18 protein-coding genes and 1 other RNA gene are annotated in these 16920 nt (G+C 55.3%); 4 read left to right on the top strand and 15 right to left on the bottom strand.

Going from position 1 to position 16920, the window contains the following annotated elements; translation table 11 throughout:
• Positions 1-17 precede the first annotated feature (17 nt).
• Positions 18-1088, bottom strand: coding sequence for a LacI family DNA-binding transcriptional regulator (locus KGP22_RS05060; protein ID WP_149366108.1), 1071 nt, complete (start codon positions 1086-1088; stop codon positions 18-20).
• A 78-nt stretch (positions 1089-1166) separates the two neighbouring features.
• The gene (locus tag KGP22_RS05055; RefSeq protein WP_223581452.1) at positions 1167-1778 is read right to left on the bottom strand and encodes a hypothetical protein; all 612 of its coding nucleotides are present in this window, start codon (positions 1776-1778) and stop codon (positions 1167-1169) included.
• 86 nt (positions 1779-1864) lie between these two features.
• Here KGP22_RS05055 and KGP22_RS05050 point away from each other — a divergent pair, with 86 nt between their 5' ends.
• The gene (locus tag KGP22_RS05050) at positions 1865-3286 is read left to right on the top strand and encodes a PLP-dependent aminotransferase family protein (protein WP_149366109.1); all 1422 of its coding nucleotides are present in this window, start codon (positions 1865-1867) and stop codon (positions 3284-3286) included.
• An 81-nt stretch (positions 3287-3367) separates the two neighbouring features.
• Here KGP22_RS05050 and KGP22_RS05045 read toward each other — a convergent pair whose 3' ends face one another.
• The 6 genes from KGP22_RS05045 to ffs form a co-directional block, all read right to left on the bottom strand.
• Positions 3368-3583 (bottom strand): hypothetical protein, encoded by a 216-nt coding sequence (locus tag KGP22_RS05045; protein WP_023310588.1) that lies wholly within the window; start codon positions 3581-3583, stop codon positions 3368-3370.
• Positions 3580-3831, bottom strand: a complete 252-nt coding sequence (locus KGP22_RS05040) for a hypothetical protein (protein WP_032638522.1) — start codon at positions 3829-3831, stop codon at positions 3580-3582. The genes KGP22_RS05045 and KGP22_RS05040 overlap by 4 nt, the downstream gene beginning before the upstream one ends.
• Positions 3832-4266: 435 nt before the next feature.
• Positions 4267-4674 (bottom strand): hypothetical protein, encoded by a 408-nt coding sequence (locus KGP22_RS05035; protein WP_223581450.1) that lies wholly within the window; start codon positions 4672-4674, stop codon positions 4267-4269.
• A 106-nt stretch (positions 4675-4780) separates the two neighbouring features.
• Positions 4781-5389, bottom strand: coding sequence for a hypothetical protein (locus KGP22_RS05030; protein ID WP_111963404.1), 609 nt, complete (start codon positions 5387-5389; stop codon positions 4781-4783).
• The gene (locus KGP22_RS05025; RefSeq protein WP_223581448.1) at positions 5386-6435 is read right to left on the bottom strand and encodes an N-acetylmuramidase family protein; all 1050 of its coding nucleotides are present in this window, start codon (positions 6433-6435) and stop codon (positions 5386-5388) included. Before KGP22_RS05025 ends, KGP22_RS05030 begins: the two co-directional genes overlap by 4 nt.
• 162 nt (positions 6436-6597) lie before the next feature.
• Positions 6598-6694, bottom strand: an RNA gene (ffs, locus tag KGP22_RS05020) — signal recognition particle sRNA small type.
• Positions 6695-6866: 172 nt separating this feature from the next.
• Here ffs and KGP22_RS05015 point away from each other — a divergent pair.
• On the top strand, positions 6867-7178 hold the full coding sequence (locus tag KGP22_RS05015) for an MGMT family protein (RefSeq protein ID WP_223581446.1): 312 nt from the start codon (positions 6867-6869) through the stop codon (positions 7176-7178).
• Positions 7179-7211: 33 nt separating this feature from the next.
• On the opposite strand, the gene KGP22_RS05010 is transcribed toward KGP22_RS05015, so the two are convergent.
• A complete protein-coding gene (locus KGP22_RS05010) occupies positions 7212-7739 on the bottom strand; it encodes a YbaY family lipoprotein (RefSeq protein WP_024906833.1) in 528 nt (175 codons plus the stop codon).
• Between the two features lie 200 nt (positions 7740-7939).
• Here KGP22_RS05010 and tesB point away from each other — a divergent pair, with 200 nt between their 5' ends.
• The gene (gene tesB, locus KGP22_RS05005; protein WP_023310585.1) at positions 7940-8800 is read left to right on the top strand and encodes an acyl-CoA thioesterase II; all 861 of its coding nucleotides are present in this window, start codon (positions 7940-7942) and stop codon (positions 8798-8800) included.
• A 96-nt stretch (positions 8801-8896) separates the two neighbouring features.
• Here the strand turns inward: tesB and amtB are convergent, their stop codons facing one another.
• The 5 genes from amtB to KGP22_RS04980 all read right to left on the bottom strand — a co-directional run bounded on the left by amtB (position 8897) and on the right by KGP22_RS04980 (position 14817).
• A complete protein-coding gene (amtB, locus tag KGP22_RS05000) occupies positions 8897-10186 on the bottom strand; it encodes an ammonium transporter AmtB (protein WP_008503303.1) in 1290 nt (429 codons plus the stop codon).
• A 35-nt stretch (positions 10187-10221) separates the two neighbouring features.
• Positions 10222-10560 (bottom strand): P-II family nitrogen regulator, encoded by a 339-nt coding sequence (glnK, locus tag KGP22_RS04995; protein ID WP_008503304.1) that lies wholly within the window; start codon positions 10558-10560, stop codon positions 10222-10224.
• Positions 10561-10781: 221 nt separating this feature from the next.
• Entirely contained in the window at positions 10782-12563 is a 1782-nt protein-coding gene (locus KGP22_RS04990) for a SmdB family multidrug efflux ABC transporter permease/ATP-binding protein (protein ID WP_149366112.1), read from the bottom strand.
• On the bottom strand, positions 12556-14328 hold the full coding sequence (locus KGP22_RS04985; RefSeq protein WP_223581444.1) for a SmdA family multidrug ABC transporter permease/ATP-binding protein: 1773 nt from the start codon (positions 14326-14328) through the stop codon (positions 12556-12558). The genes KGP22_RS04990 and KGP22_RS04985 overlap by 8 nt, the downstream gene beginning before the upstream one ends.
• Positions 14329-14358: 30 nt before the next feature.
• Complete coding sequence (locus KGP22_RS04980; RefSeq protein ID WP_023310581.1) at positions 14359-14817, bottom strand: Lrp/AsnC family transcriptional regulator; 459 nt, start codon at positions 14815-14817, stop codon at positions 14359-14361.
• 112 nt (positions 14818-14929) lie between these two features.
• Between KGP22_RS04980 and KGP22_RS04975 the strand changes: the two genes are divergently transcribed.
• The gene (locus KGP22_RS04975; protein WP_220353779.1) at positions 14930-15979 is read left to right on the top strand and encodes a PLP-dependent cysteine synthase family protein; all 1050 of its coding nucleotides are present in this window, start codon (positions 14930-14932) and stop codon (positions 15977-15979) included.
• 40 nt (positions 15980-16019) lie between these two features.
• Here the strand turns inward: KGP22_RS04975 and cof are convergent, their stop codons facing one another.
• Positions 16020-16838 (bottom strand): HMP-PP phosphatase, encoded by an 819-nt coding sequence (gene cof / locus KGP22_RS04970; RefSeq protein ID WP_115874355.1) that lies wholly within the window; start codon positions 16836-16838, stop codon positions 16020-16022.
• Between the last annotated feature and the right edge of the window lie 82 nt (positions 16839-16920).

The raw sequence follows: 16920 nt of genomic DNA, 5'->3' as shown, positions 1-16920 counted from the left end.
AGTCAGATCACAAAGTTTTATTTGCGGGCAATCTGCTCGGCAAGGAGTGCCAGGCTTCTCAGCTGCTCCGCCAGATCCTCGCGTTCAGCCTGCTTCGGGTTGCGGCGTGCGCTTGAATGACGGGTAACCAGCGTCACCGGCAGTTGAACCTGCCAGCACGCCTCCTCCCCGGTGGGGGCCAGCAGCCATTCCACACTGCGTTCACCCGCATCGCGAAACGCCTGACGAATGGTCGTCAGCGGCGGGGAAAACCAGGCGCTGTCGGCCGTATCGTCAAACCCGACCACCGACATCTGGCCAGGAATAGCGATCCCTTTTTCCGCGCAGGCGCGCATTACCCCGAGCGCCATCTGATCGTTAGCCACCAGAATGGCATCCGGTAATATCGTCCCCGACAGAAGGACATGCCCTTTCTCATAGCCGCTGGCGGCGCTCCAGTCACCGTAAGCCACCTCAACGGCTTCATGCCCCGCGCGGGCCAGAGCGGCTTTCCACCCCGCCAGACGCGCCCGAGCAGAGACCGAGCTTTCCGGCCCGCTCAGCAGAGCAATATGTCGATGCCCCAGCGAAAGCAGATGCTCAACGCCCAGACGCGCCCCCTGCTCCGCGTTAAACACGAGGCTGTTTACCCGCGCTGAAGGCGCCACATCGAGAAATAGCACCGGGACGGGCGACGCCAGTGCCCTGAGTTCTTCAGCGTCACGATCGTCAAGCGGAACATTCACCAGCAGCGCGTCCACCCGCTGCGCCAGCAACGCCTGAAGCGCGACCTGACACTGCTGCGGCTGTTCCACCATGGAGATAAGGACACTCGCCCCCTGTTCCGCCGCGCGGGATTTTACCGCCGACACAATTTGCGAGGGCGCATGCAGGGCCAGATCGGTGGTGATAAGTCCCAGCGTGCGGGTGCGTTTACCCGCCAGCTGCTGTGCGCGCAGGTTAGGCACGTAGTGCAGCTCCGCCATCGCCTGCTGCACCTTTTCCCGCGTGCGGGCAGAAACATGCTCCGCGTCGTTAATGACGCGGGAAACGGTCTGATAAGAAACCCCCGCAAGGAGGGCGACATCGTAGAGAGTGATAGCTTTCATGCATTGTGGCATCGCGTGAGTCGGGGCCCATTATTGTGGCACAGCGACGCCGTTAAAACATGTGAGCGCTTCGCAAAATTAAACAACCCGCTCCGGCTGGGGTATTTCCGCAATGCGCGGCTTTTGGCGGAACCAGGGCAAACAGAGCTGGATAAGCGGGCCAATGGTCAGGGCATAAAGTACGGTTCCCACGCCAAAGGTGCCGCCAAGCACGCACCCAATCAGCAGGACGGACACTTCAATTGAGGTGCGCACGCTACGAATGGACCACCCCAGTCGGGCATGAATGCCGGTCATCAGACCATCGCGCGGGCCTGGCCCGAAACCGGCCCCGATGTACATGCTGGTCGCAATCCCGTTCATCACGATGCCCGACACCAGGAAAGCGATTCGAACGGGTAACGATTCCAGTTCCGGGATAAGCGCCATGCTGGCGTCCGCCGCCAGACCGATACAAATCACGTTACTGATCGTGCCAAGCCCCGGCATCTGGCGCAGCGGGATCCACAGCAGCAGCACCGCAGCGCCGGTCACAATAATCACCGTTCCGATAGTCATTCCCAGCTGTAACCCCACCCCAAGGTGAAATACATCCCAGGGGTCGACGCCCAAATCGGAACGAATAAACATCGCGGTGGAAAGGCCATACAGTCCTAAACCGACATAGAGTTGTAGCAGACGACGTACCATTGTTATCTTCTCCAGTGAACCAGGCTTTCATCCTGACCTAAAATGGCACTATGATTAATGTCCAGTTTTCAAATAGTGGACTGCATATGTCATCACGCCGCTTCGGAAGTCAGTCTCTGGTACGCCTTTTAGGCCACTGGCAACAAGCCTCATCCCGAACCCCGCTCTGGCGACAGCTGGCAGACGCGCTGCGTTTATTAATCCTTGACGGACGGCTGGCACTGAATACGCGGCTGCCGGGCGAGCGTGAGCTGGCCGCGGCGCTGGACGTGAGCCGTACCACCGTCAGCAGCGCGCTCGCCCACCTGCGTGAAGAGGGATATCTTGAAAGCCGCCACGGCAGCGGGTCACGCGTGATCCTCCCGGATACGCGCGCCGTTCCCACTCTTTCCGCGGCGAGCGCCGCACTGGATCTCTCCACTGCCGCCCTCAATGCCGGGCCGGAGATCCATCAGGCGTATACCCATGCGCTCACGGCCATTACCCCGCATCTCTCGCTGACGGGCTACGATCAGCTAGGGTTGCCGACGCTGCGGGAAGCCATCGCTGCACGCTATACCGCGCGTGGTCTGCCCACCCGCGCAGACGAAGTGATGGTGGTCAATGGCGCCGTCAGCGGCTTTGCGCTGGTACTGCGGATGATGGCCGGGCCGGGGGACCGCGTCGTGGTCGATCATCCCACCTATCCGCTGGCGATTGCCGCCATTCAGGGTGCGCAGTGTCGGCCAGTCGGGGTGTCTCTGCCGGAAACCGGTTGGGATACGGATGGCTTTGCCGCAACGCTTGCCCAGACGGCGCCTCGTCTGGCCTATCTGATGCCAGATTTTCATAATCCGACCGGGCGCTGTATGGATATTGCCACCCGTCAGGCCATCACGGATATTGCAGCCCAAACCCGCACGGCGCTGGTGGTGGATGAAACGATGGTGGATCTCTGGTTTGATGCGCCTCCCCCACCACCGCTGGCCTCCTTCAACCCGCAGGCCACCGTCATCACTTTAGGCTCTGCCGGCAAAAGCTTCTGGGGAGGGCTTCGTCTAGGCTGGATCCGCGCCTCATCGCGCACCATCGCCACGCTTGCTCAGGCGCGGGATACGCTGGATTTAGGCTCGCCGCTGCTGGAACAGCTGGCAATGCAGTGGCTCATTAACAACAGCGAGACGTTTCTGCCCGCACGCCGGAAAATGCTAGCGGAACGGCGCGATCGATGCGGTGACCTGCTGCGAGAACATTTCCCGGAGTGGAAATTCCACGAGGCGGAAGGCGGGCTCTCCTACTGGATAGAGCTACCGGGCATGCTGGCGACACAGCTTGCCGCACGGGCAGAAATAATCGGTATTAACCTTGGAACCGGGACGCGATTTGGTTTATCGGGGGCGTTTGACCGCTATTTACGTATGCCCTTCTCGCTGGAATCGACAGAGCTTGAGCAGGCGTTACTGAGGATCAAACCGTTATGGCTCGCCCTGAATAAAAACGTGCCATCGTTAAAACGCAGCGTAATTTAATATTAAAAAATTTGAAGCAGATCATAAAATAAAAACTGCTGACTGTAATATATGCAGTCAGCAGTTTTCACTGGTCAGTGTTTAATGCTGAGGAGGAATAGGAAAGCCTTTTAGTGAAATAACGAAATTATCACCGTCTTTCTTTATTTTTGCACCGGTATCGCACCAGTCAGACGCAATACGAAAGAACTCATCGCTTCCAACATTCCAGCCAAGACGTACATGCTTCACGTAGCCTGAACGCAACAGATCGCAGGCCTCGTTGTAGTCACTGGCAGTTGACAGTTGTTGTTTCATTTTCTCTTCTTCAGAAGTTTACGTAGAGCCTTGATTTCTTTAGGAGTAAAAGGAGAAACACTCTCTTCTTCCGTATGCTGATTATCAATATCCTCTTCCGATACTCCCGCCTCTTCTACTGCTTCGAATGCCAGCAGCAGCAGTTTCTCTGTTGTCACGCTTAAATTCTCGTTATTGAGTTCCGCATAGTGGCGAAGCCTTTCTTTTAGCGCGTCATCAATCTTAACGTTTAATACCGCTGTAGCCATGTTTGTCACTTCCCTTCGGAATAAGTACTTTATTTAATACACGAAGTTAACAATGTTATCCAGATATAAATTTTTTCGAGTTATGGAAGAAAATAGACGTCCAATTATAAAATGACAGTCTATTATTACAGGTTTATGACAATAATATTTCAGCGCGATGAAATATATATTACACGATATAGGCATAATATTATTGTGGGATAGCAGTCAAAAGTGAGAGGTGAAAGCAGGAAGATTTTATGAGGGCGGAAATGGGTAGGGGCCCTGCCAGCTAAGCTTTTTCTAATAAAACCTATGTATTTCAATGCACTAAAAAGCGGTGGGGCAATAATTTTGTATCACCAAAAGAATACACTGGCAAGCCGTTTTCTCATGCGACAGACACAAAAAAACCGGGGCTGACCCGGCTTTGTATGGCTTTTGACCAAACTCCATCTAAGCCACATTTTCCACTACCATGTAGGATCGCCCAACCTCTTCAATCAGTGGTTGGAGGTTCGTATTGCTGCCTTTGACTGTAAATAGGTCTTCTGGCTGTTCATCTTTTACGGCTTTTTTAACATAACCATAATACGGACGACTAACCGCAGTCCTTAAAGATACCTCCGTACAAGAAGATAAAGCGACCACATTTTCCCCTGTGTACTTGAACACTGGCGGCTCATAGTTTTTGATCACGCTCCGGCAAGAGTTCATAAATTGTGTGAAAGCTTCAATTTTACCTGCCAGGGCCATACGACGGGCATGTTCGATCTCATCTACCGTGAGATCGGGAGCGGAATATCTGTCGCACAAATGGGTGGGCCCCTGACGGCTAGCTATAACTCTCATTTTCGGTGTCATAGGGTGCGGTCATGCGGGGAAAATAGCGTTACGGATTAGCTTAATGAGATTGCCGATGCGAAAGCATCGCCCGGCAATATTGAATTCAGGGGGAGAAATAAATCGATCAGGATGCAGGAGGCGTTAACGGCTGAACGTCATTGCTATTCACCCAGCCGTGCGTCGTTTTTCCGCTACGGGCGACAAACTCTACCTCTGCCCAGCCAGCCTGGGTTTGTATTACCCCTACTACATCTCCTTTAACGATCCAGGCTTTACGCCGGGTCGCGGCATCAGGCGTGGAGCTCAGATAAGCCCGCGGGCTGCTTACCTTCATCAGCGTTTGCCACTGTGTCTGCCGCGTCCTCTCCAGCTCCAGACCTGTCGCAATTTCAGGCATCAGCACATTCATACACCCAGCATGGTTTTGCCCATCAGGAATGGCTAATGTGACACCCGCGGTATTCGCGGCAATATGGCCCGCGAGCACAGATGAAGACCATGAAGTGATGGTGTCTGGCTGTTGCGCTGAAACATGGCCTGTCAGAAAGAAAGTGCAGGTACGTTTTACGCTGTCTTCAGCCGATTCAGAGTAATACCCGGTGATATTGCCCGTCGGTGAGACGGCGAGTAACAAACCTTCATATACGCCAGACTGTAGCGTAGTGGCATACGAAGAAAACGCCGCCATTAAGACTGAAAAACCGCAAACTATGCGCATCATTTTAATTTTCATCTCCGCCCCTTCTCCAGGCTTTCATACGTTCTGCGAATTTTAACGTCATAATCACCGAAATCGCTTCCGTTATAGTTGAATGCCATATTATAAAAGTCCTTATTTACCATTGCCGACAGTAGTGAGCTGTTCTTATTGCACAAATGTAAAAAAGCATTTAATTGCTTACCGGCATTAGACTTCATATCTTTTAAAAATGTGCCGAGATCTTTATAACCGCACGATTCGTAATTAAACCCCATAACCTGGAACATCCCCCATGAACACGATTTTATCGCAGCTTCGGCATCAAGTGCGTAAGCCTTCGCCAGGGTATTCCATGCAGAAAGCTGGTCGATATTGTTTTTTTGCCATTCCGGACCCGCTTTCTTTACATATTTATAAGACAAGAAAGGGTGGGTTTGATCGTATTTCCTTTTGGTGTATTTACGGAAAATATGCCCTTCATACGCAATAATCGGTAGATTTAAAGCATTAAACCCAGATCGTCCGCCCGACTCCACAATAGAAAAAGCTTTGATGATATTCAGTTCTACCCGACGATTAAGATTTTCCCAAGCTTCAGTAAAGTCCTGTTCCGTCAGCGATACAGCCCCATCAATTCCAGGCGCCATCAGCTTGCTTCGCTCAAGGGTTTCATCTGCTACGTTGTAGCGCTCTTTTCTCAGATAATCGTTAACCAGCTGACGGACGCTATTTTCATTGGCAGAAGGTTGCCTAAAAAATGAAGACGTGAAAGACGATTGTTGAGACGCAAGGGGATATTTCATCGCAGCAGCAACTAATCCACGGAAAGTCTTCCCTTCTGGCTCAATAACCCCATCGGGATGCTGGAAACGCAAATGAATGGACTGAAACTGGCTGATGGTTCTGATCAATGTCGGGGAAATAATCCCATCTTCTGGGATGTCATACTGGATGATAGGCTTAATGAGATTAAACAGGTATTGCACGATAATCACGTCGCGCTGAAAGTTTCCTGCTTTACCTGGCGTTCCTACGGCACTTTTCAATAAAGGTGACAAACGTCTGAGAGAATTATCCATTTCTGAGTACTCATAAATGAAAAAATATACGGTTAGTGGGAAACCGCATCTCGTGATCGACAGCATCAAGCTGCTCACATCCAGCAGGCATTGATACGCCACTTGCGCCGCACCAGGTAAACACTGAAAACAGGAGTTATTGGGAGCACAAATGGGTGGGGGCCCTGCCAGCTACATCCCGGCACACACGTCGTCTGCCCTGGCTGCTTCCTTCCGGACCTGACCTGGTGAACAGAGTAGCGTTGCGGGAGAACCAACAGAGCCCCCATTGAGAGCGTTGATAACCAACGCGCTGGCGCATTATCCCTGTGCTAAAGCCCAATTGCAAGCGACCAGCAACAGGATGCTGGTTTCTTGCGCAAACAGGCGCAGCAATCATGAAGATCTTCGTTTACCATAGCGTTCCAGAAACTCCCCCCACAGGTGAAGGTATGGACAAACACGACTCCTTTCCACAGCGCGTATGGCAAATCGTGGCCTCAATCCCCGAAGGCTATGTCACTACCTATGGTGATGTTGCGCGCCTGGCCGGTTCCCCGCGCGCGGCGCGACAGGTTGGAGGCGTCCTGAAACGGCTACCGGAAGGCAGTACGTTGCCCTGGCATCGCGTGGTGAATCGTCATGGCACCATTTCACTCACCGGACCGGATCTTCAGCGTCAGCGTCAGGCGTTACTTTCAGAGGGTGTCCAGGTGACAGGGTCGGGTCAGATCGATTTGCAGAAGTTTCGCTGGATATATTGACCCCTCTCCCGGAGGAGAGGGGAAATGCAGGAATTACATCTGAGTCGGTGGGGTTGGCAGAGACGGCTGATTGGTCTGCGGTGCGACCGGTACTTCGGTCTGCTGCACCGGCACCAGGTTCAGGTCGATTTTTGTCCCACCGTTGTTGATTGCTTCCTGAACCGTATCGGTGATAAAGACCAGCTTACCGTTGATGGTTACCGCTGCACTCAGCAGAATACGGGCGTTAGGCTGCACGTCCGACGGGTTATACGGCAACACGAAGCTAAATGGCGCCTGCTTACCTTCTGTACGGACCGCACGCTGGGCCACGACTTTAGACGGCGCGTCGGCCAGGGAAGCATCAGACAGCGTTACCGTTAGTACCGCGTCCGGTGGCAGAGCGACTCTCTGCTTGATCCAGATTGTACCGGAAACGTTAGGCTGCTGAATGGACTGCTGTGAAAGGGTATTAATCCCGTTCGGATCTGCAGCTGGAACCGGCACCTGGGCGCTCTTACCGGCACAGGCGGACAACGCCACCGCAATAGCTACACCACTAAGCATGGGCACGAGTTTCATTGAAGTCTCCTTATCAATGCACCAGCGGGATCGATCCCATCCGATGTCGTTTCAATCACATAACGTATTCAAGTGTGGCACAGATCACCGATTTATGCCTGAAAACGTGCCGATATTCAGATTATTCTACCCATCGGACCACTTTCATTTCTGCGTTATACTCTGCCTATCTTTCGCTGCGGCGTTTATTGAGGACAACTATGAGTCAGGCACTGAACAATCTGCTGACATTACTAAATCTGGAAAAAATTGAGGAAGGACTCTTTCGCGGACAGAGCGAAGATCTCGGCTTACGCCAGGTATTCGGGGGGCAAGTCGTCGGACAGGCACTGTACGCAGCAAAGGAGACTGTCCCGGCAGACCGTCTGGTGCATTCATTCCACAGCTACTTCTTACGCCCTGGCGATAGCGCAAAACCGATTGTGTATGACGTTGAAGTTCTGCGAGACGGCAACAGCTTCAGCGCGCGCCGCGTAGCGGCCATTCAGAGCGGCAAGCCGATCTTTTACATGACGGCCTCTTTCCAGGCGCCGGAGCCGGGCTACGAGCATCAGAAAGTGATGCCCCCGGCTCCGTCACCTGACTCTTTAAAATCAGAGACGGATATTGCTCGCGCGCTGGCGCATCTGCTTCCCCCTCAGGTCAAAGAGAAGTTTCTCTGCGATAAGCCGCTGGAGATCCGCCCGGTTGAGTTCCACAACCCGATGAAAGGCCATACCGCCGAGCCGAAACGCCAGGTTTGGATCCGTGCCAACGGGACCGTGCCGGAAGATTTCCGCGTCCATCAGTATCTGCTGGGCTATGCGTCTGACTTCAACTTCCTGCCGGTGGCGCTGCAGCCGCACGGCGTTGGTTTCCTGGAAAAAGGGATGCAGGTCGCGACGATCGATCACTCCATGTGGTTCCACCGTCCGTTCAACATGAATGAGTGGCTGCTTTACAGCGTGGAGAGCACGTCAGCGTCGAGCGCGCGCGGATTTGTGCGTGGAGAATTTTATACTCAGGACGGCGTGCTGGTCGCTTCGACGGTGCAGGAAGGGGTGATGCGTAATCGCGGGTGATTGTGTGCGGCCTGATGCCCTCCCCCTGACCCTTTCCCACCGGGAGAGGGAATACACATTAAAAACGGCAACCAGAGGTTGCCGTTTTGCTGTTTATCAGGCGTTATACGCATTCTCGCCGTGGCTGTTGACGTCCAGGCCTTCGCGCTCCTGCTCTTCCGGTACGCGCAGACCCACCGTCATATCCGCCAGCTTATAGCCAATGAAGGCCACAACAGCAGACCAGACAACGGTGATAGCAATACTTTCCAGCTGCACCAGCACCTGATGAACCATGGTGACACCTTCCGCGTAACCCACGCCACCGAGCGATTTCGCCGCGAAGATACCGGTCATGATACAACCGACTATGCCGCACACGCCGTGCACGCCGAATACATCGCATGGGTCGTCGACGCGCAGCACACGTTTCAGAGCGGTCACGCCCCACAGACCCGCCAGACCCGAGACCAGGCCAACCAGCAGCGCACCGCCGACACCGACATAACCACACGCAGGCGTAATACCGACCAGACCGGCGATGGCACCCGAACAGGCACCCAGCAGAGAAGGTTTACCGCGCACCGCCCACTCGCCAAACACCCAGGAGAGAATCGCACCCGCCGTGGCAACAACGGTGTTCACGAAGGCCAGCGCGGCGATTTCGTTGGCCGCACTCGCAGAGCCGGCGTTGAAGCCAAACCAGCCAAAGTAGAGGATCGCAGTACCGGTAAACACCATCGGCAGGTTGTGCGGTTTAAACGCTTCTTTACCGAAGCCCACGCGTTTGCCAATCAGGTAGGCCCCCACCAGACCCGCTACCGCGGCGTTGATGTGTACAACGGTACCGCCCGCGAAGTCCAGCGCACCGTGCGTTGCCAGCAGACCGCCACCCCAGACCATGTGCGCAATCGGCACATAGGAGAGCGTCAGCCAGACCACCACGAAGATCAGAACGGCAGAGAAACGAATACGCTCCGCCAGCGCGCCCACAATCAGCCCGACGGTAATACAGGCGAAGGAGCCCTGGAACGCCACGTGAATATACTGATAGAAGCTGCCCATCAGCGCGGTCAGCTCAATATTTTTCAGCATCACCCAGTCGAAGTTACCAAAGAACGCGTTGCCCGTGCCGAACGCCAGCGAGTAACCGTAAACCACCCACAGCACGCAGACCAGCGCAAACGTCACGGCAACCTGCGTCAGCATGGAGAGAACGTTTTTGCCACGGATCAGGCCGCCGTAGAACAGCGCAATGCCCGGAATGGACATGAAAAGCACCAGCGCGGTGCTGATCATCATAAAGGCGTTATCGGCTTTATCAGCCACCGCAGGGGCAGCAGCCAGCGCCAGGCCCGGCAGCAGCGCCAGCGAACCCAGACCCGTTTTAAGTGTTGCTATCTTCATTTTCTCGATCCCTATCACTGTGTGCCAGGCGTTATTTACAATGCCGCTTCGTCAGATTCGCCGGTACGGATGCGAATGACGCGCTGCAGTTCGGCAACGAAAATTTTGCCGTCGCCAATTTTGCCGGTGTAGGCCGCTTTGCTAATGACATCAATGACTTCATCAAGCTGATCGTCAGCAATCGCGACATCAATTTTTACTTTTGGCAGAAAGTTAACGCTGTATTCCGCCCCGCGATAAAGCTCGGCATGACCCTTCTGACGACCAAAGCCTTTCACTTCGGTGACAGTCAGTCCCTGAATACCCATTGAAGACAACGCTTCACGCACGTCTTCGAGTTTGAATGGTTTGATTACAACCGTAACCAGCTTCATAGATCCCCTCCAGTCAGAATTCGGTAATGGCCGTAGCTTACGCAGAAGGTATTGCAAGGGATGTGCCAGAAATGCAAACGGGGGGGGAACGGCGGCGCACAGAGCATTACACGGCCTTGATAAACGAACTGGTGAAAAAAAACGCACCATGCCGGTGCATGGTGCGTTTCAGTTTTGCACCAACAGGAATGACTGTTAGTGCGCCGCCTCATTTTGGTGCATCAGGCGCTAAGCGACTCTTCATCGCGCACGCTGGCCGCCAGCTCTTCGCCCGCCAGCTGCAGCTGGTACATCTGCCAGTAGCGCCCTTTTGCTTCCAGCAGTTCACGGTGGGTACCACGTTCAACGGCCTGTCCGCGATGTAGCACCAGAATGGTATCGGCATCGACGATGGTGGAAAGACGGTGGGCAATCACCACCAGCGTCGTATGGTCGCGTACGGCGGAGAGTGCCTGCTGGATGGCCTGCTCGGTGCCGGAGTCAATACTGGCAGTGGCTTCATCCAGAATCAGGATCTGCGGCGTTTCAATCAGCACCCGCGCCAGCGCCAGGAGCTGCTTTTGCCCGACAGAGAGATTATTCCCCTGCTCGCCCAGCCTGGTATTTATCCCATCGCTAAACCCGCGCGCAAGCTCTGCCAGCTGCACTTTTTCCAGCACGTCCCAGACCTGTCCCTGAGTGTAGTCTCGTCCCAGAGTCACGTTGGCGTAGAAGGTATCGGCCAGCACGACCGGATCCTGTTGCACCATCGCGACGCCTTTACGCAACACAGTGTGGCTGAGAGACGCGAGCGGGCGCCCGTCGAGGCGGATTTCGCCGCGCGTGACCGGGTAATAGCCCATCAACAGGCTGGCTAGCGTGCTCTTACCGCTGCCGGTATGCCCCACCAGCGCCACGAAACCGCGCGACGGAACGTCAAGCGTGATGTCCTGCAGCACCAGCCGATCTTCGCGATAGGCAAACGATACGTTATCAAAGGCGATAGTCCCGCTTTGCAGAGGTTGCTCGTCATTGCCGTAGGCCTGACGCGGCCTGTCCATCAGCTCAAACACGCGCTCACCGGCGACCACCGCCTGCTGCAACATCGATTGCTGGGTGGTGAGCTCGATCAACGGCTCGTTAAGGCGTCCCAGATAGCTAATAAAGGCGTACAGCACGCCCACCTCAATCGTACCGTTTGAGCTCAGCCCAAAGAGCATCAGCAGCCCGCAAAGCACCAGCGCCGAGAAAAGGCTCAGCAGCGGACGCAGCAGGAAACCATCAAGCCGCAGCGTCTGCATACGCGCCATATAGTGCGAACGGCTGGCTTCCCCCATGCGTTCGCCAAAGCGGGCCTGCTGGCGGAACTGCTGGATGACGCTCATGCCGTTAATCACTTCGTTGAAGCCATCGTTGATGTCGGCCAGATAGGCGCGAACCCGGCGCACAATCGGCGTGCTGTAACGCTGGTAAATCACCATGACGATCAACACCGCCGGGAAGATGGTGATCGCCACCAGCGCCATACGCCAGTCAAGGCTGAACATCGCAACCAGCATCGCGCCAATCAGCGCCGCGCTGCGCAATACGGTCGCCACAACGGTGACGTACAGATCGCGGATCACCTCGGTATCGTTGGTCACGCGCGAAATTACCTGCCCAACCGGCTGGATATCAAACTCGCTGAGCGGCTGGCGAAGCGCCGCGTCCATCACATCCGTACGCAGCTGCTGAACAACGCCCACGGCAGCACGGTTAAACAGCAGCGACTGAGCATAGTGCAGCCCTGCCGCCGCCAGCTGAAGGCCAACGTAGGCCACGCCTAACCCCGCCACCAGCCCCAGGGGCAGATAGCTTTTGGCGACCATATTGTCGATGAAGTAGCTAATGAGCAAAGGACCGCTCACTTCAGCAATCGCCGCAATCCAGAGTAAAAGCACGGCAACGGAGAGCGGTTTACGCCACGGCGAGCCGTAGGCCAGCAGACGTTTGAGCGTCGGCCACATCGTTCCGAGCTTACGCATTGGCGGCCTCCTCATCTTCTTCCGGCGCATCGTCCAGCGCCGCCTCAAGCTGTTGATAGCGGTACATATCGCGATACCAGCCCGGCTGCTCGGCAAGCGTTTCATGCTGCCCGCGCTGGGCAATGTGCCCGTGCTGCAAGACCAGAATTTCGCTGGCTTCGGTTAGCGCAGACAAACGGTGGGCGCTGATAATGACCGTGCGTCCGTCGCCCCACTGGCGCAGGTTATGCAGAATTTGATGCTCGGTACGGCCGTCCACGGCGGAAAGTGCATCATCCAGAATCAGGATTTCAGCATTCAGCAGCAGCGCGCGGGCAATGGAGATACGCTGTTTTTGCCCGCCGGACAGCATGACGCCGCGTTCCCCGACTTCCGTCTCGTACCCCTGAGGCAGACGCAAAATATCATCATGAACGCTGGCCAGACGCGCCACGTGTTCAATCTCTTCCTGCGTCGCCCCAGGGCGTCCAAGGGCGATGTTGTTCGCCACGGTGTCCGAAAATAAAAACGGCGTCTGGCTGACGACCGCCAGGCGACCACGCCACTCGTCAAGCAGCAGATTCGTCAGGGGGATATCATGGAAACGAATATCGCCCTCGGTGACGTCAAAGTGGCGCTGGAGCAGAGAGAGCACGGTACTTTTACCGGATCCCGTCGGGCCGCAGATGCCCAGCATCTGGCCCGGCTGAAGCGTAAAGCTGACGTTCTCCAGCACCGGATGCTCCGTTTGTGGATAGACAAACTTGCGGACGTCGACATGCATGACGCCGCGTCCTTCCGGTACGACTTCGCTGCCGTCATTGACCACCGGCGCTTCGGCCAGCATGGCGCGAATGCGGCTGTAGGCGGCGCTGCCGCGCTCCACGATGTTAAACATCCAGGCCAGCGCCAGCATCGGCCAGATCATGAGACCCAGATACATCGCAAAGCTGGTCAATTGCCCCAGGGTAAGCGTGCCCTGCACTACCATCCAGCTTCCGCCGCCAATGGCCAACATATTTGCCATGCCGATTGCGATGTAAATCGTCGGATCGAAACGGGCGTCGATACGCGCGACGCGCATGTTTTTCGCCCCCGTGTCCGCGGCATCGGCGGCAAACAGCGCAGACTGCCGGTCTTCCAGACCAAACGCTTTGATCATGCGGATGCTGGTCATGCTCTCCTGGGTGCGATCGTTCAGCGACGAAAACGCCGCCTGCGCCAGCTTGAAGCGCTCGTGCAATTGTTCGCCATAGCGATTGATCGCCAGCGCCATGAGCGGCATCGGCAGCAGGGCCAGCAGGGTCAACTGCCAGCTGATCTGCGTGGACATCACGATCAGCACCGCACAGCCCATCACCAGCGAGTCCACCAGCGTCAGCACCCCTTCCCCGGCGGCAAAGACCACGCGATCGACGTCGTTCGTCGCGCGGGCGATGAGATCCCCGGTGCGATGGCGCAGATAAAATTCGGGATGCTGTCGGCTCAGCTGGCGGTAGAAATCTTCACGTAGCTCAACGGCCAGCTGATAGGACGCACCAAACAGCAGCACGCGCCAGACGTAGCGCAGCAGATAAACAATGACCGCCGTCAGCACCAGCGTGCCAACCCACATCAACACCCGTGCGGTGGTGTAATGCTGTTCGGTGACGCCATCCACGACGTAGCCCACCACTTTCGGCGGGATCAGCTGCAGGATGGCAATGATAATAAGCAGGGCGACTGCACCGAGGTAGCGTTGCCACTCCCGACGAAAGTACCAGCTTAATTGGGCAAATAATCGCACGCGGTTTGTTCCTGAAGGTGTTTTACGAAGTTATTCAATGGGTAATGCTGTGGTGTATTTAATCTGTTCCATGGCGAAGCTTGAGGTGACGTCCGACAAACCCGGTACGCTGTTCACCAGCCGCTTGTAGAAATCATCATAGCGCTTCATGTCGGCCACCTGGACGCGCATCAGGTAATCATACTCGCCGGCCATGCGCCAGAAACCGAGCACTTCGGGCATCTCAGACACCTGGGTGACGAAGCGGCAATACCACTCGCTGCTGTGATGCTGGGTTTTTATCAGCACAAATGCCGTCAACCCAAGCCCCAGCTTTTCGGGATCTAACAACGCGACGCGCCCCAGAAGAATGCCGTCATCTTCCAGCTTCTTAAGACGCTTCCAGCACGGGGTGGTGGTCAGATTAACGGCATCTGCCAGCGCCTGCAAAGAGAGGGTACAGTCATTTTGCAGCAATGAAAGGAGCTTGCGGTCAATTTTATCTAGCATACCCACCTCGCAGAGAAAATTTTTCTCCCTTCATTCTATTTTAAAGGCCAGATAGCAACAATTTTTTCTGTGCTTTTCGCTATCCTAGGCACAAAATGACAAACGGATAACGATGATGAATAGCACCTGGGTTAAACATGCGATCAGCGAAATCAATGCCGACTATCAGCGCTCGGCGGATACGCACCTGATTCGCCTTTCCCTGCCGGGATTTGACGGCATTCAGCTCTATCTCAAAGATGAAAGCACCCATCCTACCGGCAGCCTGAAGCATCGCCTGGCACGCTCGCTGTTTTTATACGGTTTATGTAACGGCTGGATTAAAGAAGGCACGACTATCATTGAATCTTCGTCCGGTTCAACGGCGGTGTCCGAAGCCTATTTTGCCCGCCTGCTGGGCCTGCCGTTTATCGCGGTGATGCCGTCCTGCACCGCAAAACGCAAAATCGAACAGATCGAATTTTACGGCGGACGCTGCCACTTTGTGGAAAGCGCCTGCGAAATCTACGCCGCTTCTGAAATGCTGGCCCGTGAGCTGAACGGCCACTATATGGACCAGTTCACCTTCGCCGAGCGCGCGACGGACTGGCGCGGGAATAACAACATTGCCGACAGTATTTTCCGCCAGATGACCCACGAACCACATCCGGTTCCGTCATACATTGTCATGAGCGCCGGTACAGGAGGCACGTCAGCCACGATCGGACGCTACATCCGCTGTCAGGGTTACGATACCCAGCTGATGGTGGTTGACCCGCAAAACTCCGTGTTCCTCGACTACTGGCAAAACCGCGATGCTGGCCTGCGCAGCCCGGTGGGCAGTAAAATTGAAGGAATTGGCCGCCCGCGCGTGGAGCCCTCTTTCATCCCCGACGTGGTGGACGAGATGATGCGCGTGGCGGATGCCGCAAGCGTGGCAACGGCACACTGGCTGGAAACGCAGCTGGGCCGCAAAGTGGGCGCATCGACGGGCACCAATATGTGGGGAGCACTGCAGCTTGCCGCACGCATGCGCGAAGAGGGCCGCACCGGTTCCATCGTCACGCTGCTGTGCGACAGCGGAGAGCGCTACCTTGAAACTTACTACAATGCGGAGTGGGTGCAGGCCAATATCGGCGATATCGCCCCGTGGAAAGCGCAGATTGCAGAACTGGTGAAATAAAAAAAGCCAGACCGAAGTCTGGCTTGCTGGAAGGGTCTCACTATTCGGGGGAATACGGGAGATTGTTGTTGTCCAGCCAATGAGTCAAAAAATGAGACACTGCTTCATTGCGGCAGTGGCCAATAACCGGCAGATGGGGAAGTTCTGCTTTCAGCTGCGCCATCGCATTCCCCATGATCAGACCGCGACCTACGCTACCCAGCATTTCGCGGTCGTTCATGGCATCACCAAACGCCATACACTCCTGCAGCGTTAATCCCAGGTGGTCGCTCAGAACCGCCAGAGCGGAACCTTTGTTACAGCCGACCGGCAGCACTTCCAGACAATCAACCGCCGAGAAGGTCAGATGCGCCCGGTCGCCTAGCGCCTCATTCAGCTGAATCCGTAAGCGACACAGATCGTCGTGATCGCCACAGAAACAGATCTTAGTGACCGCATGGGCGGGGATCCGACGCAGATCGATAAGCTGGTACCTGAAGCCGCTGTATACATGCGCGTGCAATAATTCCGGGATTTCGCTTCCGGTAAACCAACCCCGATCGTTAAAGACGTGGATACTGGCCTTCGTGTCCCAGGTGCTGTGCAGTACGATATCCGCCACTTCCGGATTGAGATCCTGACGGTGCAGTACATCGCCTTCTATAGAATGAATTCGCGTACCGTTGCCGGTGATCAGAAAAGCGTCAAGGGAAAACGCACCAAGCAGATGGCGCATCTCCAGCACATGGCGGCCAGTGGCAAACGTCAGGGTAACATCACGCTCGTGCAGGCGTTTCAGCGTGTTCAGGGTTTTTTCCCCTAAACGGTGATCCGGCATTAACAGCGTACCGTCCATATCAAATGCAGCGAGCCGAGCCATGATTACTCCCGAAATGTGATGCGGTTAACTTGTGCATCAGTATCGTGTGAGATATACGGAAGTAATAGTGAATAGATGAAAA

The sequence above is a fragment of the Enterobacter sp. JBIWA005 genome, assembly GCF_019968805.1.
In the GTDB taxonomy this organism is placed as follows: domain Bacteria; phylum Pseudomonadota; class Gammaproteobacteria; order Enterobacterales; family Enterobacteriaceae; genus Enterobacter; species Enterobacter vonholyi.
Note: the sequence above shows the minus strand (reverse complement) of the source record. Positions and strands in the feature narration are given on the sequence as shown.